Origin of the sequence: Methanobrevibacter millerae, from assembly GCF_001477655.1 — an archaeon.
Lineage (GTDB): Archaea > Methanobacteriota > Methanobacteria > Methanobacteriales > Methanobacteriaceae > Methanocatella > Methanocatella millerae_A.
The window spans coordinates 616,578-642,464 of record NZ_CP011266.1 but is presented as its reverse complement, the minus strand read 5'-3'; the positions used below and the strand labels follow the sequence as shown (position 1 = coordinate 642,464).

24 protein-coding genes are annotated in these 25,887 nt (G+C 32.8%); 18 read left to right on the top strand and 6 right to left on the bottom strand.

What is annotated here, in order from left to right; all coding sequences use genetic code 11:
- Nucleotides 1-7 precede the first annotated feature (7 nt).
- Complete coding sequence (nucS, locus tag SM9_RS02575) at nucleotides 8-790, top strand: endonuclease NucS (RefSeq protein WP_058738647.1); 783 nt, start codon at nucleotides 8-10, stop codon at nucleotides 788-790.
- Here the strand turns inward: nucS and SM9_RS02570 are convergent.
- Complete coding sequence (locus SM9_RS02570) at nucleotides 787-1,269, bottom strand: hypothetical protein (protein WP_058738646.1); 483 nt, start codon at nucleotides 1,267-1,269, stop codon at nucleotides 787-789. The two genes, nucS and SM9_RS02570, sit on opposite strands and share 4 nt — an antisense overlap.
- An 85-nt stretch (nucleotides 1,270-1,354) precedes the next feature.
- Here SM9_RS02570 and SM9_RS02565 point away from each other — a divergent pair, with 85 nt between their 5' ends.
- Nucleotides 1,355-2,047: a zinc ribbon domain-containing protein gene (locus tag SM9_RS02565; RefSeq protein WP_058738645.1), complete on the top strand. Its 693-nt coding sequence runs from the start codon at nucleotides 1,355-1,357 to the stop codon at nucleotides 2,045-2,047.
- 40 nt (nucleotides 2,048-2,087) lie between these two features.
- Nucleotides 2,088-2,915 (top strand): carbon-nitrogen hydrolase family protein, encoded by an 828-nt coding sequence (locus SM9_RS02560; protein WP_058738644.1) that lies wholly within the window; start codon nucleotides 2,088-2,090, stop codon nucleotides 2,913-2,915.
- Here the strand turns inward: SM9_RS02560 and SM9_RS02555 are convergent, their stop codons facing one another.
- On the bottom strand, nucleotides 2,916-3,767 hold the full coding sequence (locus SM9_RS02555; protein WP_058738643.1) for a HEAT repeat domain-containing protein: 852 nt from the start codon (nucleotides 3,765-3,767) through the stop codon (nucleotides 2,916-2,918).
- A gap of 77 nt (nucleotides 3,768-3,844) precedes the next feature.
- On the opposite strand from SM9_RS02555, the gene SM9_RS02550 reads away from it, so the two are divergent.
- The 3 genes from SM9_RS02550 (at nucleotide 3,845) to SM9_RS02540 (ending at nucleotide 7,296) form a co-directional block, all read left to right on the top strand.
- Nucleotides 3,845-6,442: an ATP-dependent helicase gene (locus SM9_RS02550; RefSeq protein ID WP_058738642.1), complete on the top strand. Its 2,598-nt coding sequence runs from the start codon at nucleotides 3,845-3,847 to the stop codon at nucleotides 6,440-6,442.
- Nucleotides 6,443-6,504: 62 nt separating this feature from the next.
- On the top strand, nucleotides 6,505-6,882 hold the full coding sequence (locus SM9_RS02545; RefSeq protein ID WP_058738641.1) for a DUF5518 domain-containing protein: 378 nt from the start codon (nucleotides 6,505-6,507) through the stop codon (nucleotides 6,880-6,882).
- Between the two features lie 3 nt (nucleotides 6,883-6,885).
- Complete coding sequence (locus SM9_RS02540; RefSeq protein ID WP_058738640.1) at nucleotides 6,886-7,296, top strand: hypothetical protein; 411 nt, start codon at nucleotides 6,886-6,888, stop codon at nucleotides 7,294-7,296.
- A gap of 2 nt (nucleotides 7,297-7,298) precedes the next feature.
- Here SM9_RS02540 and SM9_RS02535 read toward each other — a convergent pair whose 3' ends face one another.
- The gene (locus SM9_RS02535; RefSeq protein WP_058738639.1) at nucleotides 7,299-8,390 is read right to left on the bottom strand and encodes a formate--phosphoribosylaminoimidazolecarboxamide ligase; all 1,092 of its coding nucleotides are present in this window, start codon (nucleotides 8,388-8,390) and stop codon (nucleotides 7,299-7,301) included.
- Between the two features lie 111 nt (nucleotides 8,391-8,501).
- Between SM9_RS02535 and SM9_RS02530 the strand changes: the two genes are divergently transcribed.
- Nucleotides 8,502-9,032, top strand: a complete 531-nt coding sequence (locus tag SM9_RS02530) for a metallophosphoesterase (RefSeq protein WP_058738638.1) — start codon at nucleotides 8,502-8,504, stop codon at nucleotides 9,030-9,032.
- A 1-nt stretch (nucleotide 9,033) separates the two neighbouring features.
- The gene (locus tag SM9_RS02525) at nucleotides 9,034-9,657 is read left to right on the top strand and encodes an RlmE family RNA methyltransferase (protein WP_058738637.1); all 624 of its coding nucleotides are present in this window, start codon (nucleotides 9,034-9,036) and stop codon (nucleotides 9,655-9,657) included.
- A gap of 7 nt (nucleotides 9,658-9,664) precedes the next feature.
- On the opposite strand, the gene SM9_RS02520 is transcribed toward SM9_RS02525, so the two are convergent.
- Nucleotides 9,665-10,084: a hypothetical protein gene (locus SM9_RS02520; protein WP_058738636.1), complete on the bottom strand. Its 420-nt coding sequence runs from the start codon at nucleotides 10,082-10,084 to the stop codon at nucleotides 9,665-9,667.
- Nucleotides 10,085-10,201: 117 nt separating this feature from the next.
- Here SM9_RS02520 and SM9_RS02515 point away from each other — a divergent pair, with 117 nt between their 5' ends.
- The 5 genes from SM9_RS02515 (at nucleotide 10,202) to SM9_RS02495 (ending at nucleotide 14,960) form a co-directional block, all read left to right on the top strand.
- Complete coding sequence (locus tag SM9_RS02515; protein ID WP_058738635.1) at nucleotides 10,202-12,208, top strand: minichromosome maintenance protein MCM; 2,007 nt, start codon at nucleotides 10,202-10,204, stop codon at nucleotides 12,206-12,208.
- Nucleotides 12,209-12,298: 90 nt separating this feature from the next.
- Nucleotides 12,299-12,706 (top strand): translation initiation factor IF-2 subunit beta, encoded by a 408-nt coding sequence (locus tag SM9_RS02510; protein ID WP_058738634.1) that lies wholly within the window; start codon nucleotides 12,299-12,301, stop codon nucleotides 12,704-12,706.
- Between the two features lie 26 nt (nucleotides 12,707-12,732).
- Nucleotides 12,733-13,785: a 60S ribosomal export protein NMD3 gene (locus SM9_RS02505; protein WP_058738633.1), complete on the top strand. Its 1,053-nt coding sequence runs from the start codon at nucleotides 12,733-12,735 to the stop codon at nucleotides 13,783-13,785.
- Nucleotides 13,786-13,793: 8 nt separating this feature from the next.
- Entirely contained in the window at nucleotides 13,794-14,756 is a 963-nt protein-coding gene (locus SM9_RS02500) for a tyrosine--tRNA ligase (protein ID WP_058738632.1), read from the top strand.
- On the top strand, nucleotides 14,757-14,960 hold the full coding sequence (locus SM9_RS02495; RefSeq protein WP_058738631.1) for a hypothetical protein: 204 nt from the start codon (nucleotides 14,757-14,759) through the stop codon (nucleotides 14,958-14,960).
- 502 nt (nucleotides 14,961-15,462) lie between these two features.
- On the opposite strand, the gene SM9_RS12320 is transcribed toward SM9_RS02495, so the two are convergent.
- Entirely contained in the window at nucleotides 15,463-16,161 is a 699-nt protein-coding gene (locus SM9_RS12320) for a hypothetical protein (RefSeq protein WP_157064648.1), read from the bottom strand.
- Between the two features lie 59 nt (nucleotides 16,162-16,220).
- Nucleotides 16,221-16,799, bottom strand: coding sequence for a dTMP kinase (gene tmk / locus SM9_RS02485; protein ID WP_058738629.1), 579 nt, complete (start codon nucleotides 16,797-16,799; stop codon nucleotides 16,221-16,223).
- Between the two features lie 133 nt (nucleotides 16,800-16,932).
- Between tmk and SM9_RS02480 the strand changes: the two genes are divergently transcribed.
- From SM9_RS02480 to SM9_RS12315, 5 genes are all read left to right on the top strand, one after another.
- Complete coding sequence (locus SM9_RS02480; RefSeq protein ID WP_058738628.1) at nucleotides 16,933-19,425, top strand: U32 family peptidase; 2,493 nt, start codon at nucleotides 16,933-16,935, stop codon at nucleotides 19,423-19,425.
- A complete protein-coding gene (locus SM9_RS02475; protein ID WP_058738627.1) occupies nucleotides 19,412-21,754 on the top strand; it encodes a U32 family peptidase in 2,343 nt (780 codons plus the stop codon). The genes SM9_RS02480 and SM9_RS02475 overlap by 14 nt, the downstream gene beginning before the upstream one ends.
- Before the next feature lie 68 nt (nucleotides 21,755-21,822).
- Complete coding sequence (locus tag SM9_RS02470) at nucleotides 21,823-23,748, top strand: MutS-related protein (protein WP_058738626.1); 1,926 nt, start codon at nucleotides 21,823-21,825, stop codon at nucleotides 23,746-23,748.
- A 27-nt stretch (nucleotides 23,749-23,775) separates the two neighbouring features.
- Complete coding sequence (locus tag SM9_RS02465) at nucleotides 23,776-25,431, top strand: ABC1 kinase family protein (protein WP_058738625.1); 1,656 nt, start codon at nucleotides 23,776-23,778, stop codon at nucleotides 25,429-25,431.
- A gap of 226 nt (nucleotides 25,432-25,657) precedes the next feature.
- Nucleotides 25,658-25,882, top strand: coding sequence for a hypothetical protein (locus tag SM9_RS12315; protein WP_232299161.1), 225 nt, complete (start codon nucleotides 25,658-25,660; stop codon nucleotides 25,880-25,882).
- The last annotated feature ends 5 nt before the right edge of the window (nucleotides 25,883-25,887 follow it).

Here is a 25,887-nt window from a genome sequence, read left to right as displayed (position 1 = left end):
AAAAGTAATGAAATATAAAATTTTAGAAAAACCCGATTGTGAAAAAGCTTATGAATTAGTTGAAGAGGCAATGCGTAAAAGAGCAACAATCACTCTTTTTGCCTGCTGTAAAGTGGAATACGAAGGACGTGCTTTAAGTCAATTGAACTGGGGAGAACGGATAATATTAATTAAACCTGACGGTTCATTTTTAATTCATCAAGACAAAAAAGTAGAACCGGTCAATTGGCAGCCTCCAAAATCCAAAACTAGAAGTTATCTGAGCGGAGAGAGACTGATTCTTGAAAGTCATAGACGTACACCTAAAGAATTGTTGACCGTTGAAGTCAGACAAATACAATTCATCAGTTATGCCAATATGGAGGACTTTGAAGAACTCGAACAGGCAGGATATGAAAAGGACATGAGCGACATGATAATGGAAAGGCCGCACCTTATCGAAGAGGGTTTTACTCCAAAAACCAGAGAGTACAGTGTTGAACATGGTTTCATTGATATTTTAGGTAAAGATAATGATGGAAATCTGATGGTTTTAGAACTAAAAGCACGTAAAGCGGGAGTCAGTGCCGTCAAACAGATAAGAAGGTATTTGCAAGACTTGGAAAATACCGAAAATGATTATCTGAAAGAATGCAAAGCTCAAAAAAAGAAAATTAGGGGAATACTTGTTGCACCGTCAATCATGGAAGATGCCCGTGAAATGATTGAAGAGGAAGGCATTGAATTCGTTAGTGTCGAACCTCCCCGCGAATTGAAAAGAGATAAAAAAGTAACATTGGATGCGTTTTAATTTAAAACCGCATCATCAATTCTTTTCATTTCTGCTTCATAATATTTTTTAGTATGCTCATTAGCAGGAATGGATGTTGTCACATGACACTCTTTTTCTAACTTATATATAAGATAAGTATCATCATCAAGATCTATTGTTGAACCATCAGCCAGTAATTCCAGATTATCCAACTCATCAATTATATTATCATATTCCTTCTGTTCCAATTCAATTACATCATCCAAATCCATCTCCTGAACTTTAGGATTTAGCTGTAATGCAATAGCTACAAAACCGTTAACAGTTTTTGTTGAAATATCAAATTGGGATTTTCTTATTTCATCCATGGAAAACTTAATATGAGTAATAGTTGGTTCAGTAACTGGAATTTCTTTTGACAATCCAATTTGATTGATTTCATAATCATTTTTCCAATTTCCTAATTTATAAACAGCATAATTAATATCATTAACATCAATTTTTTTATCATCAGACATTTCTACCACTTCTTAATATATATATTATAATCATTTAGTTTAAATATTATAAGTAATATAATTAAAATTTAATGGAGGTAAATCTGTGAAAAAATGTCCTGAATGTGGAAATCCTAGTTATGATGGTGCTCCGGTTTGTGGAAATTGTGGATATAAATTCCCCAAACCTAAAACAAAAGCTCCTGTACAAGAGGATATCTTCGAAGATAGACCAATAATTAAAAAAAGTGGAAATGAACCAAGTACACTTGATATAATTAAAGAAAATAAAATCGTTATTGGAGCAATATTACTTATAACCATAATTGTAATTGGAATAATTATAGCTACAGGACCAGCCACCAATACAACATCCAATGTAAATGGATCAAACAAATTTTCAGATGCGAACTTCACATTCTCATACCCCTCCAGTTGGAATGAGGTAAATGGAAGTGATTCATTACACACAGGAGCCATATTTTTTGAAGGTAGCAATGGTACTGTAATTGAATATTACAATGTCACTAGTGGATTTTCATCAATATATGATATAAATAGTCAAAGAATAAGTTCTGCTCAAGAAAGTGGTGCTCATATTAATACAATTCAACCAATGCAACTAGATGGAAAAAATGCATCAGATGTTATTGTTGAAAATGCAAACGGTAATTTCACAAGATACATATCCTTACTCAATAACGGTAACCTATATGTATTTAAAATAGATGGAAAAACAATGAATGACATTACATCTAGTGAAATTGATTCAGTATTAAAAACAGCACATATTGAATAGTATGATAAACTCATACTTTTCAATTTATTTTTGAATTAAAATGAGTAAAATTAAAATAGCTTTATGTCAAATGAATGTGGTTGACAATAAGCAGAAAAATATATTAAAAGCAACTTCAATGATAGATGAAGCTGCTAGTTATAATGCTAATTTTGTTGTTCTTCCAGAAATGTTTAACTGTCCTTATTCAAACGATAAGTTTACAGAGTATGCTGAAGAAGAAAAAACCAGCCCCACCATCAAAAGTATTTCCAAATTAGCCAAAAAACATGAAATGTATATTTTAGCAGGATCCATTCCCGAAAAAGAAGAAAGCAAGATATACAATACAAGTTACATGTTTGATAAAAATGGCCGTATTATTGGCAAACATAGAAAGATGCATCTCTTCGATGTTGACGTTAAAGGTGGAATTTATTTTAAAGAATCAGACACATTAACACCAGGTAATAAGTTCAATGTCTGCGAGTGTGATTTTGGAACTGTAGGTCTTGGAATATGTTATGATGTCAGATTCCCCCAATTGGCACAAATAAATGTTGAAAAAGGTGCTCAAATATTAGTTTATCCAGGAGCATTCAATATGACAACAGGCCCTGCCCACTGGGAGCTGTTATTTAGATCAAGAGCCCTTGATAACCAAGTTTTCTGTATCGGTGTTGCACCTGCATTGAATGAGAATGCAAGCTATCACAGTTATGGGCATTCAATTCTAGTTAACCCCTGGGGAGAGGTAATTTGTCAATTAAAACAAAAAGAAGAACTTAAAATAGTTGAAATTGATTTAAACGAAATAAAAAAAGTAAGACAGGAAATCCCTATTTTAAAAAATAAAAGAAATGATTTATATGAAATAATTGAAAAATAATTATTTCATTTTTGCTAACCTTTTAACAAACCAATCTTCTTTTCCAGGTTTTTTTACGGACAGCACTTCAATAGCTTTTTCAAGCACGGCAATTTCATTTTCATCCTGGCGCAATTTTCTGTATAGAATAGCCAATCTTTTATATGGTGCATCCTTATCACTTTCAGATTGAACATATTTTTTATATTCTTTAATGGCTTTTTGAGGATTAGTCTTTTCCATTTCCTTAATTGTTTTCATAGGAATTGTATTGGAGACAACCTTTCCTTCAGCTTTAGCTTTTTGATTTTTCTCAGCTTTTTTGATGGCCTTGTTACAGGATTTCTTAAAGTCCTTATCTGATTCATCCCTTCTTGCTTTTTTGATTAATGCAATTGAATCGTCAGAGGCCAAATCAGCACAAGCATAAATTGCAGCCAATCTAACACCCCAGTCTTCATCATCCAATCCTTTAGCTATAGTATCCAATTCATCATGAGCCTGAAGTTCACCCAAAGCACGAATTGAAACTTTTCTAACACCAAAATCTTCATCACTGACTGCCTGTGCAAATAGAGGAATAGCTTTTTCGTTGTTAGTTTCTTTTAAAGCGAATGCTAAAAATCTTTTATTTTTACCAGTTTCAGATTCAAATTTAGAAACCAATCTATCAAATGCAACATTTCCCATATTTCCTAAAATTTCAGCAGCTTTAAATCTAATCTGTGCATTTTCATCTGTTGTAGCTTCAATTAACGGGTCGATAGCTGCCTCATCAGTTACACCAATTAATGATTCAATAGCTTCTTTTCTAATACTTACATCATCATTTTGAAGATTTTCAATCGCTTCAGTCATTGTTAAATTAGACATTTTTATAACCTCTAATATCAGTATATTAATATTAGATTTCGTAAATATATAATCTTTAAGACAAAAAATTGATTACTATGATTCATGAGCAAACAAAAAATTATTCTAAAAAGGCAATTTATAAAACACTTCATCCATGGGTAAGGAAATGGTTTGATTCAAAATTTGATGATTTTACTCCTGCTCAAAAAAGATCAATTGTTGAAATCCATAAAAATAAAAACATTTTAGTTTCTTCACCAACAGGTTCCGGAAAAACATTAACATCATTTCTATCAATCATAAGCGAATTAACAGCACTGTCCGAAAATGGAAAGCTTGAAGATAAGGTATACTGCATATATATTTCTCCCCTAAAAGCATTGGATAACGATATTGAAAAAAACCTTGATGAACCATTGCGAGAAATAGAAGAAATTGCAGGTAAACCCTTAGGCATTAGGAAAGCCGTGCGGACAGGAGATACAACACAGTATCAAAGGCAAAAAATGCTTAAGGTTCCGCCACACATCCTGATTACAACACCCGAAACCCTGTCCATTCTTCTTGTTGCGCCTAAGTTTAGGGAAAAATTGAGTCATGTGAAATATGTAATCATTGATGAGATACATTCATTAGCTGAAAATAAGCGTGGAGTTCACTTAAGCTTGTCACTTGAGAGACTTCAACATCTTGTTGGAAATTTTACAAGGATTGGTCTTTCTGCTACAGTCAGTCCGCTTAAAGAAGTAGCGCGTTTTTTGGTTGGATATGAATATGGCGTTGAACGTGACTGTGAAATTGTAAACATCAATTATTTAAAAGACCTTGATATGGAAGTGATGTGTCCGGTTAGCGACATCACCATTGCAGATGAAGAGGATACCCGTTTAGGATTATACAGTTTACTTGACGATTTAATCCAGGAAAATAAAACAACACTTATCTTTACCAATACCCGTAGCGGAACTGAAAGATTTGTCTATAATCTTAAAAAAATGTTTCCAATGAACTACAACAGCAAAAATATCATGGCACACCATTCCTCCCTTTCAAAGGAAGTTCGCCTTGAAACAGAAAATAATTTAAAGGAGGGAAATCTCAAAGCTGTTGTATCTTCAACATCCCTTGAGCTGGGAATTGACATCGGATATATAGACTTGGTCGTTTTAATTAACTCGCCAAAATCCGTTTCAAGAGCACTGCAAAGAATTGGTCGAAGCGGCCATAGACTGCATGAAAAGTCCAGAGGAAAAATTATTGTAACCGATAGAGATGATTTGGTTGAATGCTCTGTTCTTTTAAAAAATGCCAAAGAAGGAAAAATAGATAAAATACAGATTCCTAAAAATTGCCTTGATGTTTTAGCCCAGCATATTTATGGAATGAGCATTGAAAACGTTTGGGATATTGACTATGCATATGACGTGATAAGAAAAAGCTACTGTTATAAAGACTTAACAAAAGATGATTACGAAGATGTTTTAAGTTATATGGCGGGAGAATATCCTCAGCTTGAAGAAAGATATGTCTATGCTAAAATATGGATAGATTATGAGAAAAGAACATTTGGAAAAAGAGGAAAACTAGCCAGAATGTTATATTCAACAAATATCGGTACAATTCCAGACAGTTCTGGCGTTTTGGTTAAGTGTGACGGTGAAACTGTAGGTAAAATTGAATCGGAATTTATGGAAAGACTCAAAAAAGGAGATACATTCGTTTTAGGAGGAAGCACATACAGATTTAATTATGGAAAAGGAATGACAATTAATGTTTCACCATCAAGCGGCCCGCCAACAATCCCATCATGGTTTTCACAACAGCTACCATTGTCCTTTGATTTGGCCATGGACATTCAACGCTTTAGAGCACTCATGGATTCAAAGTTCCAATACCGAAGAAGCAAAGAAGATATTATGGAGTTTATTTATGATTACCTCTATGTTGATGACTTTGCGGCCAATTCAATATATGAATATTTTGTTGAACAGTTCAAATATGCTCAGATTCCAAGCAACAGAAAAATGTTGGTTGAATATTACCGCGGTTTTGGTGACAGACGCTTTGTAATATTTCATAGTTTGTTCGGAAGAAAGGTGAATGATGCACTGTCACGTGCAGTAGCTTACTTGGTAGCAAGAAGATACAATATGAATGTTACAATATCCATATCAGACAACGGATTTTACTTAAGTTCAGACAGCAAAATTGGAGGACTTGAATCATTTAATGAATTGACTCCTGAAAATTTCCGTCCGATACTTACGCAGTCACTGGACAAGACAGAAACACTTGCCAGCAGATTCAGACATTGTGCCGGAAGATCATTGATGACGCTGAGAAGATACAAAGGGGAATCAAAATCCGTTGGCCGCCAGCAGGTGCGGGGAAAAATACTGCTGAAGTTTGTCCAGGAAATGGATGAAAATTTCTCAATATTAAAGGAAGCTAAAAGAGAAGCCTTAGAAGATTATATGGATGTTGAAAATGCACAGAAAGTAATAGAATGGATTGCATCAGAAGAAATGGAAATAAAAACCATTAATACAGTAATTCCAACACCATTTGCATTTAATCTTGTTTCACAGGGATATCTTGATGTATTGAACCAGAATGATAGGGCAGAGTTTACAAAAAGAATGCATTTGGCAGTGCTTGAAAAGATTAAAGACAAACTGTCTGACATATATTAAATCATAAATTATTTAATATGAAAATACAAATTATTATTCAGTAATTTATTTAAGGTGAAATAATGACTAAATGGAGTGCGGTAATCGTTGGTTTTATATTAACATTAGGTGTTAGAGCATTCTTTTCACACTATGAATTTATAGGATTATTGATTGTTGGATTTATAGTTGGTTATATTGCCCATTCAGGCATAACTGGTGGACTATGGAATGCCGCTGTTGCCGGAGCATTTGGTACGATAGTAGCCGCGATACTTTTTATTATACTTGCCACAGTTGGCGGAAGCTTTATGGGAGTTTTAGGTGGACTTAGCGGATTTACAATTTCCGGAGTGGCCAGCTTAATTGAAGTAGTTAAAGATTTAATTTACTATGCAATAGTAATGGGAATTACTGGAGCAGTCGGAGGAGCAATTTCTTCAAAAAAAGATGGGAGATAATATATGAGTTCAAAAATGGATATTGATTGGAAATCATTGATAATTGGTGCTGCAGTTACTGCAGGATTGATTATTCTTGCAGCACATACATATGATTGGTTATTCCTATTTTCAGCCATAGGATTAATATATGTTGGATATACAGCTAAAAACATCAAATATGGTATTATATTAGGTGCTCTTGCAGCAACGCCAATTGTAGTTTTGGCATTTCAGGGAACATTTGGAGAATTTAGCGGATTCTTTTCAACACCAACAGGAACAGTTTCATTAGTGTTGATTATCCTTCTTGTAGGTGCATTTATTGGTTTTGTTGGTGCATGGGCTAAAAGAAGCCGTGAAAAAGCATTGAAAGAACAGGAAAAAAAGCAAAAAATCGGTAAAAATAAAAATAAAAATAAAAATAATAACTGAATTTATGTTATTATTTTTTCTAATTCTTCTTTTTCTATAGCATTTTTAATTTCTAAAGCAATTCTTCTTCCCATACTCATCGGTTTTCCGTAAGTTAAGTATGAATAAGGAGATCCGTCCATAAAGGTGTTTGTTCCACCATCAGTTCTTGCACTGATTTCAAAACAAATTACTTCCAAGTTATCGTTGACTAAAGTCTGCATACAGAACGGTCCGTTTAAACCTGGCTGTACTAATTTTTTAGCGCTTTCAACTAACTTATCAGCCATATCAAATACCTGTGGAAGTAATGATTCTCTGATTACAGCAGGGTGATTACCGGTTACAACATAGGAAGGACTTAAATCAATATCCAATTGATCTTTAGCAGGCATTCTTACAAAACCATCAATACTTGATTCATATCTTGTATCCATACCCATCAATTCAACTTTATCTTCCAATGCGGAGTAGAAATAGTGAATACAGTAATTACATCCTGAAACATATTCTTCAATGTGTGCTGCTTCAACATCAGAGTCTTCCAACCAGCCACGAGATTTCATTGCTTCGATTTTGGAATCAAATTCTTCTGGAGATGATGCTACAAAATAACCTCTTCCTCCTCTTGCTCCAGGGAATTTAACCATTACTGGTCTGTCGATTTGTGATGGATTATCATATTTATAAGGAATACGTACATTTCCTTCTACAAGCAATGCTCTTTCCTTATCTCTTTCTGCTTCCCATCTTAAAACATCCCTATTACCAAACATAGGAACATTGAATTTGTCTTCGACATTATCCAAACCTGCGTAAGCTACAAAGGAACCATGCGGAATTACAATAGCATTCATATCCCTTAATTGCTGCTGAACATCTTCATTTACAATGTCCTTAAATTCATCAACAATAATATATTCGTCAGCTACATCAAATCTTTGATAAGGAACTTCCCTTCCTTTTTCACAGACGATAGCGGTTCTGAAACCTTCTTCTTTTGCACCTTGCAAAATATGTAAAGAAGTGTGGCTTCCTAATGTAGCGAGGGTTATTTCGTCTTTATCATATTTACTTAAAATCTCCAAAATATCTTCTTTTTTTACTTCTCCCATAAAAATCAATCCTCGAAGATGATAATAATATTTATATATTTATAAATTAATAACTGTTTTTATTTTAAATTTAATAGTGATGATAAACAAAATATATTTGAGGAAAATATTATGCTAATAGGATTAATTTCAGATACACACATTCCCGACAGGGCCAGACAGATACCTGAAAAAGTTTTGCAATCATTTGAAAATGTTGATTTGATAATACATGCAGGGGATTTGACAACAATGGATGTTATTAATAAACTTGAAGAAACAGCACCAGTAGTTGCTATCCAGGGAAATATGGATAGGGTTGCTGGTCTGGATTTGCCTAAAGCCCGAGTGATTGAATGTGAAGGTGTGAAAATTGGAGTGGCACACGGCGAAGTTTATCCAAGAGCAGACACACAGCAATTATTATACCTGGCAAAGCAGTTGGATGTCAATATTTTAGTTACAGGACATTCTCACCAGCCTAAAATAGAACAGGTAGAAGATGTTCTTCTTTTAAATCCTGGAAGTCCGATTGTCCCCAGACTTGCAGACAGAACTGTAATGCTGCTTGAAATTAATGATAAAAATGTTGATGTGGAAATTGTTAAGATAGGTGCACCAGTATGCAGTGCACTGGATTTCAGCCAATACCCGGAGGAATAACATGGGAAGCAAATGGCAGATGGAGAGAAAAAAAGACCCATATTACAAACGTGCAAAAGCGGAAGATTATCGCTCAAGAGCATCATATAAACTAAAACAATTAGACAAAAAATACAAAATAATAAAACAATCAAATACCGTAGTTGACCTTGGAGCTGCACCAGGAGGATGGTCACAGGTAGCCTTAGAGAAAGTGGGTGAAGAAGGCATTGTTGTTGGTGTTGATTTGAACCATATAAGAACACTTCCCGAAGAAAATTACTTCAGAATAAAAGGGGACTTCACCACACAGGAAGTTCAGGGAAAAATCATGCGTGTAATTGGAGGAAAGGCAAAAGTGGTTATGAGCGATGCATCTCCGGAATTATGCGGCATTAAAAACCTTGACCAGCTCAGATCAATTGACCTGACAAATGCAGTTATTGGAATAGCGGACAATATCCTAGAACAAAAAGGAAATCTTGTTATGAAAGTATTTCAGGGCCCAGAATATAAGAAAATGTTAGATGGTCTTAAAAAGAAATTCAGACAGGTTAAAACAACAAAACCACCGTCATCACGTAAAAAAAGTTCTGAAATGTATGTTGTTGGCTTGGGCTATAAACACAGGATAAAAAATAAATAAAAAAAGATTAAAGATTTTCGTATGCTTGACGAGCATCAGATAATTTTTGATTAGCAAAAGCGATTCTACTATCAACCTCATTTGATGGCTTATTGGCATCCAATGCAGACTGAACATTGTCAATGGCCGAACTTGCCCGTGAAAGTTCTAATCTGGCATTATTATATTTTTCAACATCATCACTTCCACCAGAATAATATGTTGATTTAACGGAATCAAATTTTGATTGTATATCGCCATATTGCGATTTTAAATTAGCCAGGTCATCATATTGATTTCCTGAAGAAATCTGGTCAGTGATTGACTCGTTTGCAATACTAAATCCGACATATGCCACTACAATTATTGTAGCAATAACCATGATAATTCCAACGACTGCAATTAACATAGAAGTGGATTTAAATAAGTTTAATCTTGATTTTCTCATAATAACCTCATTTTAAATGATATTAATAATATTTTTTATTTATTTTAATATATAATTTTTACTTATCAAATGCTCTATCCAATTATTTTTTAAGTATGAAAAGATAATGTAATATTAATGAAATCTACTAATAAATCACAAACATCAATTGCGAAATTCGAAGAATTTTTTGCAACATCATATAAGGATGATGTATTTGAAATTCTCGAAACGTATCCAGACAATAGATCGCTGACTGTAGATTATAATACTTTAGAAATATTTGATCCAGACCTGGCGGATTTATTGATTGAAAAACCTGAAGAAGTTATTGAAGCCGCAAAAATTGCTGTCAAAAACATCGACCCATTAGCTAAAGACGCTGATTTGAACATTCGATTTAAAAATGTGACAAACGTCATTCCTTTAAAAATATTGTTAAGTAAGTATATTGGGTCATTTGTTGCAGCGGAAGGTATCGTCAGAAAAACAGATGAAATAAGGCCACGTATTGAAACTGCGGTTTTTGAATGCCGAGGGTGCATGCGTTTACATGAAGTTGAGCAGACTTCAGATAGAACAATTCTGGAGCCTTCATTATGTGGGGAATGTGGTGGAAGATCCTTCAGACTGCTTCAGGAGGAATCACATTATATAGATACACAGACTGCAAGAATGCAGGAACCTTTAGAGAATTTATCCGGGGGAACTGAACCTAAACAGATGTTGATGATTTTAGAAGATGATTTAGTAGATGAATTAAATCCCGGAGACAAAGTAAGAATTACTGGAACTTTAAAGACATTTAGAGAAGAGCGCAGCGGCAAATTTAAGAATTACATTTATGTAAATCATATCGAACCTTTAGAACAGGAATTTGAAGAGTTGCATTTATCCGAAGAGGATGAAGAGGAAATTTTAGAGTTGTCAAGAGACCCAAACATCTATGAAAAAATTATCAAATCAACAGCTCCTTCAATTAGAGGTTATCGTGACGTGAAAGAATCTATCGCATTGCAGTTATTTGGAGGATCTGCCAAACAATTGGAAGATGAAACCCGTTTGAGAGGAGATATCCACATCCTTATTGTAGGAGATCCAGGTATCGGTAAGTCCCAGATTTTGAAATACGTTTCCAAATTGGCTCCAAGAAGTATTTATACAAGTGGTAAAGGTACTACCGGTGCGGGTTTAACTGCAGCTGCTGTTCGCGACGAATTAGGCGGATGGTCTTTGGAAGCAGGTGCATTGGTTTTAGGAGACCAGGGTAACGTTTGTGTTGACGAATTGGATAAAATGCGTTCAGAAGACCGATCAGCACTTCACGAAGCTTTAGAACAGCAAACTGTAAGTATTGCGAAAGCAGGAATTATGGCAACTTTAAATTCAAGATGTTCAGTTCTTGCAGCAGCAAACCCAAAATTTGGAAGATTTGACAGATTTAAAGTTTTAGCAGATCAAATTGAACTGCCGCCACCAATTTTATCCCGTTTTGATTTAATATGGATTGTTGAAGACAAGCCAAGTAGAAAAGGAGATTCAGAACTTGCACAGCACATCCTTAATATCCACCAGTCAAATACCGTAGATTATGAAATTGAACCCGATTTACTTAGAAAATACATCGCATATGCTCGTAAAAACGTTAATCCTGTTTTAAGTGATGAAGCAAATGAAGTATTGAAGAATTTCTATGTAGATACAAGAAACAGCAGCAGCAATACTGAAGAAAATTCAGCAGTTCCAATTACCGCAAGACAGCTCGAGGCAATCATTCGTCTGGCAGAAGCATGTGCTAAAATAAAATTAAAAGAAGTTGTTGAAAGAGAAGATGCTAAAAAAGCCGTAAGATTGCAAATGGCATCCCTTAAAGATGCAGGAGTTGATCCGGAAACCGGTGAAATTGAAGCCGACATTGTCAGTGGAGGAAGACCAAAATCAGAAAGGGATAAGATGAGTACTCTTGTAGATGAAATCAAGTTGATTGAAGAAGAGTACAATGGACAAGCTCCATTAACTGTTTTAAAATCCAATATGGAAGAGAAACATGGTGTAAGTGAAGATAAAGTTGAAAATCTCATAAGGAACATGACACAAAGAGGAATCTTATACGAACCAAGTCCGGGAAATGTTAAAAGAGTATAATTATTATAATGATTTTTAACAATAACTTAATAAATGATTAAAATCATATTTAATATATTATACTTATACTAATTTTTATGGAGCGATAATATGGATAAATATGAAGATTTATTGGAAAGAGCAATAGACCAATTACCTCCTGAAGTATTTGAACATAAAAGATTTAAAATTCCTAAAGCTTATTCAGATATCCAAGGTAATAGAACATTTATTAAAAACTTTAAAGATGTTTGTGAAGGTTTAAACAGAGACCCTCAACATTTATTGAAATTTTTAATGAGAGAATTAGGTACTGCAGGTAATGTGGATGGTGCAAGAGCAATATTGCAAGGTAAATTTACCCATTACTTAATTAATGAAAGAATTGAAGATTATGTGGACAAATATGTTATTTGCCACGAATGTAACAGACCAGATACTAAAATTATAAGGGAAGGCAGAATTTTCTTATTAAAATGTTCTGCTTGTGGTGCGACTGCTCCGCTTAAACAATTATAATTTTTTATCTTTTTACTTATTTTTAGTTGATTTTTATGTTTTGTATAGAATGTGGAAGCAAAGATAAACAGATGGTTGGAGAAATCTGCATCGATTGTTTTTTAAAGGATTTTCAAATGATTGAAATTCCCAAAAATATTAATGTCGAAATTTGCAGTCACTGCAATAGCCGTCTAGAAGAAGGAAAATGGAGTGAATCATATCTTCCCGAAGATGAAATTATCTACAGAGCATTGGAACGAAATATAAAAATCAGTGATTTGGTTGAAAATGAAGAAATTAACCTTGAAATTGACCAGATTAAAGGAACAATTGCGAACTGTTTTGTTGAAGTTGTAGGTGATGTCTACGGAGTTAGTCTTGATGAAACTCATGATTGTGAAGTTAGAATCAAAAAAACTGTTTGTCCACCATGCAGCAAGATGCAATCAGGCTATTATGAAACAGTGATACAATTCAGAGCAGATAACCGTGAAATTAAATCTGAAGAATATGCTAAAGCTGATAAAATAGTTGCAAGAACTTTGGATAAACAGGCAAAAGTAGATAAATTAGCTTATTGTCCGCAGGTTGCAAAGCTAAAAGAAGGTTATGATTATTATATCGGGTCTTTTAAAACAGGCCGGAAAGTTGCCGAGAACTTGAAAGATGAATTTGGAGGAGTGATTAAAGAATCTCCAAGACTCATCAGCGAAGACAAATCAACAGGAAAAGGCCTTTATAGAATCTGGATTTCTGTTAGAATTCCGGAATTTGAAAACAATGACATTATTGAATTTGAAGACAGAATTATCCAAGTGAGTGATATTGACAAAAACAGAGTTGTCGGAATTGACATCAAAACCAATAAAAAACACAATATTCCACTGAAGAATATGGACAATATAAAACTTATTAAAAAATCAACGGATATTGAAACGACTACAATAATATCAATGTCTCCAAAGATAATTCAAATATTGGATCCTGCAGACTATTCAGCAGTTGATTTGGAAATGAAAGATGATTTTAAAGATTATAATATTGGCGATGAAGTCAAAATCATTAAAATTGATAATTACATTTACTTGATTAAATAAGTGATAAAATGAATATTGAAGAAAAAATTCAGTTAATTGAAGAAGGAACCTTAGAAGTTATAGATAAAGAAGAATTAAAAGAAGTACTTAAAAAAGATCATCCTATAGCTTATACAGGTTATGAACCTTCAGGTAAAATCCATTTAGGACATGCCGTGACTGTACAAAAACTTAAAACATTACAAAAATTAGGTTTTAAGATTAAAATATTGCTTGCAGATTACCATGCATTTTTAAATGGAAAAGGAAGCGTTGAAGAAATCGCAGAAACTGCAGAATACAATAAGAAATGTTTCCAGGCATTAGGTCTTGATGAAACAACAGAATATGTATATGGTTCATCTTTTCAATTAGATTCCGATTATACTGATAAAGTTTACCAATTAGCTACAATGACCACATTAAAAAGAGCCAGAAGAAGTATGGACCAAGTAAGTCGTGCTGATGACAATCCTAAAGTAGCTAGCGTAATTTATCCAATAATGCAAACTGTGGATATGGCGGCACTTGAAGTGGACATTGCATTGGGAGGTATGGAACAGAGAAAAATCCAAATGTTGGCACGTGAAAACCTGGAAAAAATTGGAGAAAATGTTCCTGTTTGTATCCACACCCCATTATTACATGGACTTGACGGAGATGCGAAAATGTCATCAAGTAAAGGTAATTACATTGCAGTAGATGACTCCGTTGAAGAAATCAGTAAAAAAATCAACAAGAGTTACTGTCCACAGGGAGAAATTGAAGACAACCCAATGATTGAAATTGCAGAAACTTTTGTTTATCCAAATCAAGATACCTTACTTATCAAAAGACCTGAAAAATTCGGCGGAGACATTGAATTAACTCACGACGAATTAATTAAGGAATTCAGTGAAGGCAACTTACATCCAATGGATTTGAAAAATGGAATTAAAGATTTCTTAATTGAATTCTTTGCTCCTGTAAGAAAATACATGGAGGAAAATTAAATGGAAGAAGAACAAGAATTTGAAATGGGATTGCCAAATGGTGTTGGGGAAGCTATGCTTGCACATACTATTGAAAAATTCGATGTGAAACTAGAACACACAGAATTTGGCCCGAAATTAGTAGGTTCTTATGAAGAACTTGAAAAAGCAAAACAATACATAGCAGACGCCATAGCTAAAAGACTAAAAGAATTACAAGGATAATTATTATCCATTTTTTATTTTATTAATGAAAAAATTTAATTTTATTTAATAAATCGATACAAAATAATCTAAATTTTAATGTATCTAAAAAAATATAAAAAAAGAAGTGTTAACTTCTTAATTAGTGACTATTACGTCATTTGAAATATTAGCATCATCATAACTAGATGTTATAATATATTTCCCAGGTTGTAAGTTAATATTTAATTTGCAGTACCGTTAATATCTGTTGCACGAATATAAAATACACCATTTATATTAAAAGTCACATTAGTATTTATTAAAGAATTTCCATGACCATCCAATAATTTAGCTTTAAATTGATTTAGAGTTCCATATTTTTTAGTTAAATCTATAGCAGATAAAACTGGTTTTACTTTGATTTTATTGGATACTTTACATCCTTTATATTCAGCAGTAATTACATAATCTCCTGGCTGTAAATTAATGTTAAGTTTTACGTAACCTGATGCATTTGTTGTACGATTGTAGAATACCCCATTTATATTAAAGTTACTGTTTCATTTGCTTTTGCAGGATTTCCATAATCATCTAAAATTTTTATCCAATATTGAGACCCATTTCTATAGAACTTTTCCAAATCATTATTTTCAACAATTCTTGGTAAAACAGTTATAGTATTATTTTTTATTTCGTGGGTTACTGGATTAATAGATTGGATAATATATTCTCCAGGATCAAGATTAATAGAAATTTTAGCAATTCCCTCACCATTAATAGATCTCATATATTCAATATCATTAATTTTAAAAATAACTTTATCATTTTCTGAAAAGGGTATTACATATAAAAATTTCGCTTCAAAATGTGAAGCATTTTTTTCTATTTTTGTTAGATTTTCAGATATTATAGTATTGACTTTTGGTGGTTCAAAATCCAAAAAATGATTATTATTCATATTTAAAATAAGATTGTCAGTTACATTTATTCCCTTTTTAACAAATGTGGTATTACAAATAGTGGTAAAATTGGATGAAAAAACCATTATATTATATTCAATAGGATTAGTTGAATTTAAATAACAATCATGTATTACAATATTATTAGAATTTTCCAATAATATGGTATTCTTGAAAGAAGTGGATTTATTATTTAATATTTTTATATTATGGATAGTTGAATTATCACTCCCAGAAACAAATTTAATCATAGAGTTTGTTATTGTATCATTAGAAGTCATTTGAGTTAATATTAATTTTTTATCCAAACAAAATTCTTTATTTGAAATAATAATCATTTTTATAAAATGCAATCCCTGCACAATCCAACATGTGATGCCACAGCCTTTTTAATGTCTGATGAAACCTTATTGATTCCATTATTTGCATCAATTATTTCGTGATTAAAATCTTTTACCAAATCCAAATAATTGGATTTGACATTTGTTAAGAACTCCTCGTTTTCAAATGTATCTTCACCAGAAGTTCTAGAAACAGAAGTTTTAACATCCAAGTCAAGCAAAAGCAACAAATCAGGTTTTTTTGCATATTTATTTAAGACACTAATCCAATCTGCAGGCTCCTGATAAGCAAGAGATGAAATAAATGACCTGTCAGATATGATAACTTTCTTATCATCACTCAATTTATCCATAATAAGCATCCTATCTGCTGCAAAAAGCAAACCTAAAGTTTTTTGAACACTGTCTGTTGTTGCATCAGGTCTTTGCAGTATCTTCCTAATCAATTTTCCAACTTCAGAATCTGTTGGTTCGACCATTGTTTCTACTTCCAATCCATTATCTTCCAACCATTCTTTTAATAATTGGATTTGAGTGGATTTACCTGCTCCGTCAATTCCTTCAAAAACTATATACATAAAAATAAGTTTATTTCAGATAATATTTAAATTTAATTTCAAAATACTGGAAATAATAATTTTTCTCAAAATAGATAAATAATACGAAAAACATAGATTAAAATATTATAAAAATATCAAGGTGTAACAAATAATGGTTTTATCAGAATTATTGGCTCCAGCAGGTTCTTATGATATTTTAGTTATTGCAGTCAATGCAGGTGCTAATGCAGTTTATCTTGCAGGACAGAATTATGGTGCTAGAGCCTTTGCAAAAAACTTTACAATTGAAGAAATCGAAAAAGCTGTTAATTATGCTCATTTGAATGATGTTAAGATTCATGTTACAGTAAATACTTTAATAAATAACTTCGAGATTATTGATGTAATAAGCTACCTATTCAAATTATACCAGATAGGTGTTGATGCAGTCATCGTTCAGGATTTTGGAATTATCCAACTCTTAAAGAAATTAATTCCTGATTTGGAAGTTCATGCATCCACCCAGATGGCTTTAAGCAATTACAGTGCTATCAAATGGGCTTATGACAACAACATCAAAAGGATTGTTCTTCCAAGGGAAAAATCCATTGAAGAAATCAAACAGATACATGACCAACTTGAAAAAGATAATTTGAAAATGGATTTAGAGGCATTTGGACATGGTGCATTATGCTATTGTGTATCAGGAAACTGTTACATGTCATCATACAATAGCGGAAGAAGCGGCAATCGTGGAGCATGTGCTCAGCCCTGCAGAAGAGAATACCGTCTGAAATACAGAGGATATAACGTGGGAAACGGATTTTTACTGTCCACACATGACCTTGCAACATACAATAATATCAAAGCAATATCCGATGCGGGCGTAACCTCCCTAAAACTGGAAGGAAGGATGAAATCCGGAGACTATATTGGAACTATCGTCAACAGCTACAGAAACATTATTGACGGAAATCCCGGCGACTGGGAAAAGGATTTGCACCTTGTTTTCAACAGAAGATTCACCAACGGATACATAATGAACGACAAACCAGGAGAAGTCATGGGAAGAGGAAGTTCCGGCCATGAAGGACTATACATTGGAGATATTGTCAATATTGAAGATACCAAAGTGACAATAGAAATAAAGAACAAGGAAATACCAGTCATTTTAGAAAAGGGCGACGGCATAGCATTCAAATACAACGGCAAAATCAAGGGAATATATCTTGAAAACATAATAAAACAGGACGAAAACGAAATCGTTATTGATACGACCAGACGTGTTAAAGTGGGAACTGAGGTGTTCATCAGCTATTCAGCAAAAACCCATGAAAGCCTAAAGCAGTTTAAAAATGAAACAATCAAAAGCAAAATTCCTATTAATGTGACATTCAATTTCCAAAAGGATTTGACCGCATCAGTCAAAGTGGAGTATTACTTGGATGATGAACTGATTAACTTCAGACATAAGGCAATAGCCAGATTTGAAAAGGCCAAAAACAGACCAATAACCAAAGAGTCAATTGAAAAACAATTAGAAAAAACAGGAGGAACACCGTTTTATATGGAAAAAATCAAGTTTAATGATATGCCTGATAACTTATTTATACCAATCAGCGGTTTGAATAAAATTAGAAGAGAAATCCTTGATAAAGCTCAAGAATTACTCCTAAATCATTATACTCCAACAAAAAAATCTGTAAAAGCTGCAAGAAAAAGAATTGAAGAGTTCAAAAAGAATTATGAAACTTATGAAAACAAGACAAACAAAAAAACCAGACTCTCCCTTTTTGCAAATGACCTAAGCCAGGTCAGGGCTGCAAACGGTTTTGATTTGAAAAGGATTTATCTGGATGTTAACTGTTCATACAACAGCAAAGATGATTATTATAATAACATAAAAGATATTTTAAAAGAAGCAATACAGATTGCTCCCGAAATTGAAATCGTATGGGTTTTATCATCATTCATCAATGAATTTGAACTGATTAAAGCAAATGAAATTATTAAAGAACTTGAAAGTGAAGGATATCTTATTTCCGTCATGGTAGACTCACCGGGAGCAGAAAAAATCTTCAGCTGCCCAATATATGGAAACCATAACCTTAACGTGTGGAATTCATACGCTGTCGAAAATCTGTCAAAATATAAAGGACTGATATTATCATCAGAGCTTTCCGGAAGAGAAATAAAAGAAATAACCCGCAAAAACTATATCAAAAATATCGATTTGGAAATGATTGTTCACGGTAATCTGGAGGTTATCGTTAGCCGTGATGACTTTACAAACCTTAATGATGGACGGGACTTTATCATTTCAAATGATGCGGAATACGCAACCCTCGAAGATAAGAAAAGAAAGAAATTCAAATATAAAATATTTTTCGACTACAATAGGCAAAGCCACATATTGAATAAGGATTGCCTGTGTTTGATTGAGGAGATGAATGACATTAAAAATCTTAATTTGGACAATTTAATTGTTGACTGCAGATATTCGAATGAAAAATACACCAAACAGATTTTATCCATTTATAATGAAAGCTTAAGTGAAATCAGCGATGAAAAATTAGAGGAATATAAATTCAAGATAATGGATTTCTCACAGTCATACATAAATAAAGGAAATTATATTGAAGGAAGATTACATGAAGATACCTGAATTGCTTGCACCTGCCGGATCCATGGAACATCTAAAAATTGCAATTAATGCAGGAGCCAGTTCCGTTTATTTATCCGGAAAGAATTACGGGGCCAGGAAATTTGCCCAGAACTTTACGTTAGATGAAATTCACGAAGCGGTAAAGCTTGCACACCTGCATAATGTGAGAGTCTATGTTACAGTCAATACATTAATTAAGGAAAGTGAGCTTGAAAGCGTTTTGAATTATTTGAATGAGTTATATGCAATAGGCGTTGATGCGGTCCTGGTTCAGGATTTGGGTCTGATTGAACTGATCAACAGACACCTGCCAAAGCTTAAGATTCATGCCTCAACGCAATTGACATGTGAAAACCAAAGAAAACTAGATTATCTTGAAAGCAAAAACGTTAAAAGAGTTGTTTTGACACGTGAGATGAGAAAAGAAGAAATAGAAAACCTGAAAACAAATATGGAACTTGAAATCTTTGCTCATGGTGCGTTATGCTATTCATACTCAGGACAGTGCTTGATGAGCAGCTTTAAAGGTGGAAGAAGCGGGAACAGAGGAACATGTGCTCAGCCATGCAGGCAAAAATACCGATTAAACAATAAAGAGGATTACTATTTATCACCAAGAGACTTATGTCTATATGATGAATTGAAAGAAATCAGCGAAATGAACATAAGATGCATCAAAATTGAAGGAAGGATGCGTTCAAAGCAATATCTGGCCATTGTCATAAGCGAATATAGAAAGGCACTGAACAAACTGAAAAGCAATAAAACTTCAAAAACTGAAAATTTGAAACTTGTTTTCAATCGCGGATTTACCAAAGGACAGTTCAAAAGCACGTATGAACGAAGTATCCGTCCGGGACATTTGGGCTTGAAAATTGGAAAAGTAATTGAAACCAAAAAATCCCAAATCGCCATTAAACTAAACGATGATTTGAAAACTATTCCTGACAAAGGCGATGGACTCTTATTCATTAAAAAAGACAATGACTACGGAATGGAAATTTCACAAAATCCAATAGTCACAACACTTAATCATTTCAACAAGAATAAAATCAAGCAAGTAAAGGATTTGACAAGAAAAAATAAAGTTTTGATTATAAAAAAAGTTAGGCAAAACAAGAAAAATAACTTTAAACTTGAAAACAGTGATGTTTATTTAACCAAAAGAAATTCACTGACCAGAAAAGCAAAAGAAATAGAAAACAGCGGATCAAGCTTTGTAAAATCAAAACTGATATTGACATTTTCTCTTAAAAACAAATATCCGAAAGTCAAAGGAAGATTAACCTTAGCAAACCATAGGGAAGTAACTTATGAAGTAGTCGGAACCGCAAAATTTGAAACTCCTCTCAAAAGGAATGTTACGGGCGAAACGATTGAAAAACAATTGTCCAAGCTGGACAACTATCCATTTGAAATTACACAAATCAATATGAATTATGATGGAAGCCTGTTTATTCCAATCAAGGAAATCAATAAGATAAGAAGAGAACTGTTTGAAGGTTTGGAATCTGAAATCCATAAGTTATATGAAAATAAAAAGGAAAAGATTAATTTAAGACAAATAGAAATGAAAAGAAGTGATGAAATTTCTCTTTCATACTATACTAATAATTTAGACGATTTAAAAGAAATTGCTGATGTCAAAAGAGTTTATTTGGAAATTCCTCCAAACGACAGCATTAACTTTATGGTTAATTTCCTGAAACAATCCATAGAGACTGCATTCAATAAGGACTATGAGCTGATTTGGAAATGGCCGGACATTGCCCATGACAATTTAGTAAAATCCCTGACGAAAGTTAAGGGCATTTTAAATAAACTGAATTATCCGATAAAAATCATGTCCAATGATTTCAAAGGAGAATATGGACCTTATTCCATGAACATTGCAAATACAGAGTCAATAAACTCTCTTAAAGGTTATAAAATAATTACAATATCTCCAGAGCTTAGAAAGAGAGATTATGAAGACATAATAAAAAACTGTGAAGACAACTCAAAAATAGAGATTCTAGTTCAGGGTTCACTAGAACTTATGAAAACCAGATACGGATTTAAGGAAAATATAAAAAATGCAAGTTTAAATGGAGAATATCCAATAAGACCCAGCTTATCCGGTGAAGAACTGATTATTTTTAATAACGAGGATTTATCATTAATTGATGAAATTGGATATTTGAAGTCCATCGGTTATGTTAACTTTTCGATTGACGGAAGATATAAAAATAAAGACTACATTAAAATGATTGATTTATATAACGATGCATTGAATGGCAATGCAAAAAATAAAGGAATTATAAAGAATTTTACAAAAGGCAATTATTAGTTGTCAAATGCTCTAGGCAAATATCTAATTAATATATAATATTAAATATCATTAAGGGTTTGGTTAAAATGGAAGGAGACTTACATACATTGCAAGAAATAAAAGGTATCGGAGATAAGATCTCTGAAAAAATAATAAAAAGCGTTGGAGGGGAAGAAGAACTCCAAAAAATAATTGATGATGTTGATGTGGAAAGAATCATTAATATTGACGGCATCAGCCAAAGAAAAGCTATTCAAATTATGAATCAATTATTGAATAATGACAATTATGAATTCATGAAAAGCGACAGGGCACTGGAAATATATGAAGACATAATTAACAAGATATTAGCCTATTCCAATACTTCATACTCCAAAAACAGAATATTATTGTTGTCACCTTCAAAAGACCTGAATAAGATTAAAAAGCAGGTTAAGTTTGTAATGGATGCCAAAAAAGAAGTATCCCAAATGCCCATCATCAAATTGAGAGGCCTGATGAAAAACTTAAAAGAGCTTGAAGACGCAAAAGCAGAATATGATGCGAGCAAAGTAATTTTAGTTGAAAGCGAAGAGGACAATTCATATTTATGTGATTTAGGCCTGAACCAATACTACCCAATCCTTACTGCAAGCGATTCTCCACTGCTCCAGGAAGAATTGATGAATTATGATTTAATATTTTATGTTTATTCACAGGGAATTCTTGATTTTGAAGGAATGCCAAATCTTGTAATGATTAACATTGATGAAAATGACTATGAAATCGTTCCTGAAAAAATAATTAACTTTTTTATCCAAAACCAGGATACCTTCCAAAGAGTTCATGAAATCCAAAAAATAAGAAATAAGGAAAGCGTTTTAGGCGACATAATTCCAATTATAGACGAATTGAACATAGTCGACAAAAAAGAAGTTGATATTGACGAACTTGTCAACTCACTGAAATATGAGATGGATGAGGAACTTGAAAAGTCAATGAAAAATGTTGACCTTGAAGGAGATGAAATTCTCAACCTATTAAACAATAATTTTCCTCCAAAGATAAGTAAAATATTTGACGAAATTATAAATAAACGGAAGGCAATAATCAAGGAAAAAACTGGGATGGACTTTGATCCGTACCTCCGAAAGTATCCTATTGAAATAGACGAACAGGAAATTGAAAGGGTGAAACTGGAACGCTCATCCAAAAAGGAAAATGACATTTTCGACATTAAGAAAAGTGCTGCAATACAGCTCAATTCAATAAAGCAAAAGGCAATTGAAGAAGTCCAGGATGCAATAAAATTCGACTATGAATTCAGCCTGGGAAGTTTTGCCTACGAATATGAATTAACAGAACCAGAATTTGGTGATGGAATAAAATTAAAAGGAGCACTCCATTTAGACTTATCCCTTAAAAAGGATGATGAAAACATCCAAAAGATTGACTATGAACTGACAAAAAATGAAAATATCGCATTACTGACCGGAGCAAACAGCGGAGGTAAAACAACACTTCTTGAAACATTGACGCAGATTTCAATAATGGCACAGATGGGACTTCCAGTAAGTGCAAAATATTGTGAAATCAAGCTGTTTGATGAGATTTATCACTTTTCCAAAAAACGGTCACTTGATGCTGGAGCATTCGAATCATTCCTGAACGTGTTCATTCCAATTGTAACAACCAACAGCGAAAAACTGGTATTGCTTGACGAGCTTGAAGGCATAACCGAGCTTGAAGCTGCAGTTAAAATCATATCAACATTCATAGACATGATTAAGGAATCACACTCATATGGAATAATAGTAACCCATATGGCAAGGGAACTGATGAATTATACTGATGTTAGAGTTGATGGAATAGAAGCAAAAGGTTTGGATGAAAACTATAATCTAATCGTTGACAGAACACCAAAAATGAATTTCCTTGCAAAAAGTACACCTGAATTGATTTTAAAAAGAATTTATGAAAAATCTGATGATGAGCTAAAAGTGGTGTATGCAAGAATTTTAGAAAAATTCTAAATACTAGTTCATGCAAAAATTATCATGATGAAAATTATTAATAAATCGACCAATTCTGATATTCAGCGAATAAATCAAATTTATAAAGTTTTAAAAAAGAACGATTTCGGATACTTGATTGAAGAAAATACTTTTTTTAAAACATTTCCTTTTCTAAGAAACCGTAAAATAAATGAAGAAATGCCATTCGTTGATAATACTGTTCCTGTAAGAATAAGGAGGGTGTTTGAGGATTTAGGTCCGGCATACATCAAATTAGGTCAGATGCTATCTACAAGACCTGATTTAGTGGGTATTGAAATATCTGAAGAACTTCAGAAATTAAGAGACAATACACCAGTAACCGATTTTGAAGAAATCAGGAAAGTCATTGAATCTGAATTGGGACAGGATTTAGAAAATATTTATACTGATTTTGATGAAGTACCAATAGGTTCTGCATCCATTGCACAGGTATATACGGCTACTTTAAAAAATAACGAAAAAAAAGTTGCAGTTAAAGTTCAAAAGCCAAATAGTGATGAGATTATTAAAACAGACCTTAGGATAATGAAATTTTTGGCTTTAAGAATTGACAAATATATCAATAAAACAAAAATTTACAATTTGCCTGCAATCGTTAGCGAATTTGAAAAGTCTATATTGAAAGAAATAAATTATCTTGAAGAAGTTAGAAATATAGAAATTATGCAATCAAATTTTAAAAGCATCCCTTACGTTTATATTCCAGAAGTTTATAACGATTACTGTTCCGGAAAGGTCATCAACATGGAATTGATTGAAGGAGATGATTTAAGTAAAGTAATCGAAGATGAAAGTGGAAAATACGATAAAAAATTAATTGCCAAAAGAGGAACAAATTCATTTTTCAAACAGATCATGATTGATGGATTCTTCCATGCAGACCCCCATCCTGCAAATATAATTATCAAGGACAATAATACAATCTGTTATATAGATATGGGAATGATGGGAATATTGAGCGAAGGATTTAAAGAAAACCTTGCAGAATTGATTATGCTTTTAGTAAACGGTAATGCGGATAACATCATCAATCAATTAATATACATGGATATAATTGCACCCACTCAGAATACTCCTGAGCTTAAAGAGGATATTGATGATTTAATGAAAAAATATTATGGAAATAAGTTGAAAAATATTAATGGAAGCATAGAAGACTTGCTTAATACAATGATAAAACATAATATATCAATGCCAAGAGAATTTGTAATGATTGGAAGGGGGCTGGCATTAGTAGAAGAAAGCGGTAAAAAATTAAATCCAGAATTTGATACCGCAAAAGAACTGAAAAGATTATCTAAAAAAATAGTTACCCATAAATTATCACCAAGCAGATTGGTAAAAGTAGGATATAACCATCTTTTAGAACTTGGACATTTGACAAAAGGACTGCCTACAACAGTAAATAGCACATTGTCAAAATTAGAAGGTGGCGAAATCACCTTAAAATTAAAATTAGAAGGAATAAATGAAATATCAAAACAACTGACAACAGCAATCATCATTGCGGCATTGATTGTTGGATCTTCACTGGCATTGTTTGCAGACAAGGGTCCTGCCTTTATAGATATACCACTATTAGGATTATTCGGATATGTAATAAGTTTTGCATTGGGAATGTATCTTGTAGTACAATTTATCATGTATAACCCGGATTAAAAAGAAATATCTGACAAACCCATAATATTTCATTAATACAGATATTCGTGCAATCAAACCTTAATTTTTATTTAAATTCAAAAAAAACTAATTTAAGATATCACTCAAGTAGGAAGATGCATCAGCATTAATAATGTTGGATAAAATTGAGATATACACATTTTTGAAATCTTCAACCATTTTAATTAAAATCCAAAAAATACTAATGAATCATAATGGTGGGAAGATGCTCGGAAAAAAAATGATAAGAGACATATTCAAACACAAAACCCAATTCCTATCCATCTTTTTAATGGCATTTTTAGGAGTTTTTGTTTTTACAGGCATAAGCGGCGAATACATCGGTCTTGAAGATAACATAAACGACTATTATGAAGAAACCAATTTGGCTGATGGCTGGATTTATTCACCATACCTGAATGATTGTTTTTGGAACAAGTTAATCATTTAGGTGCA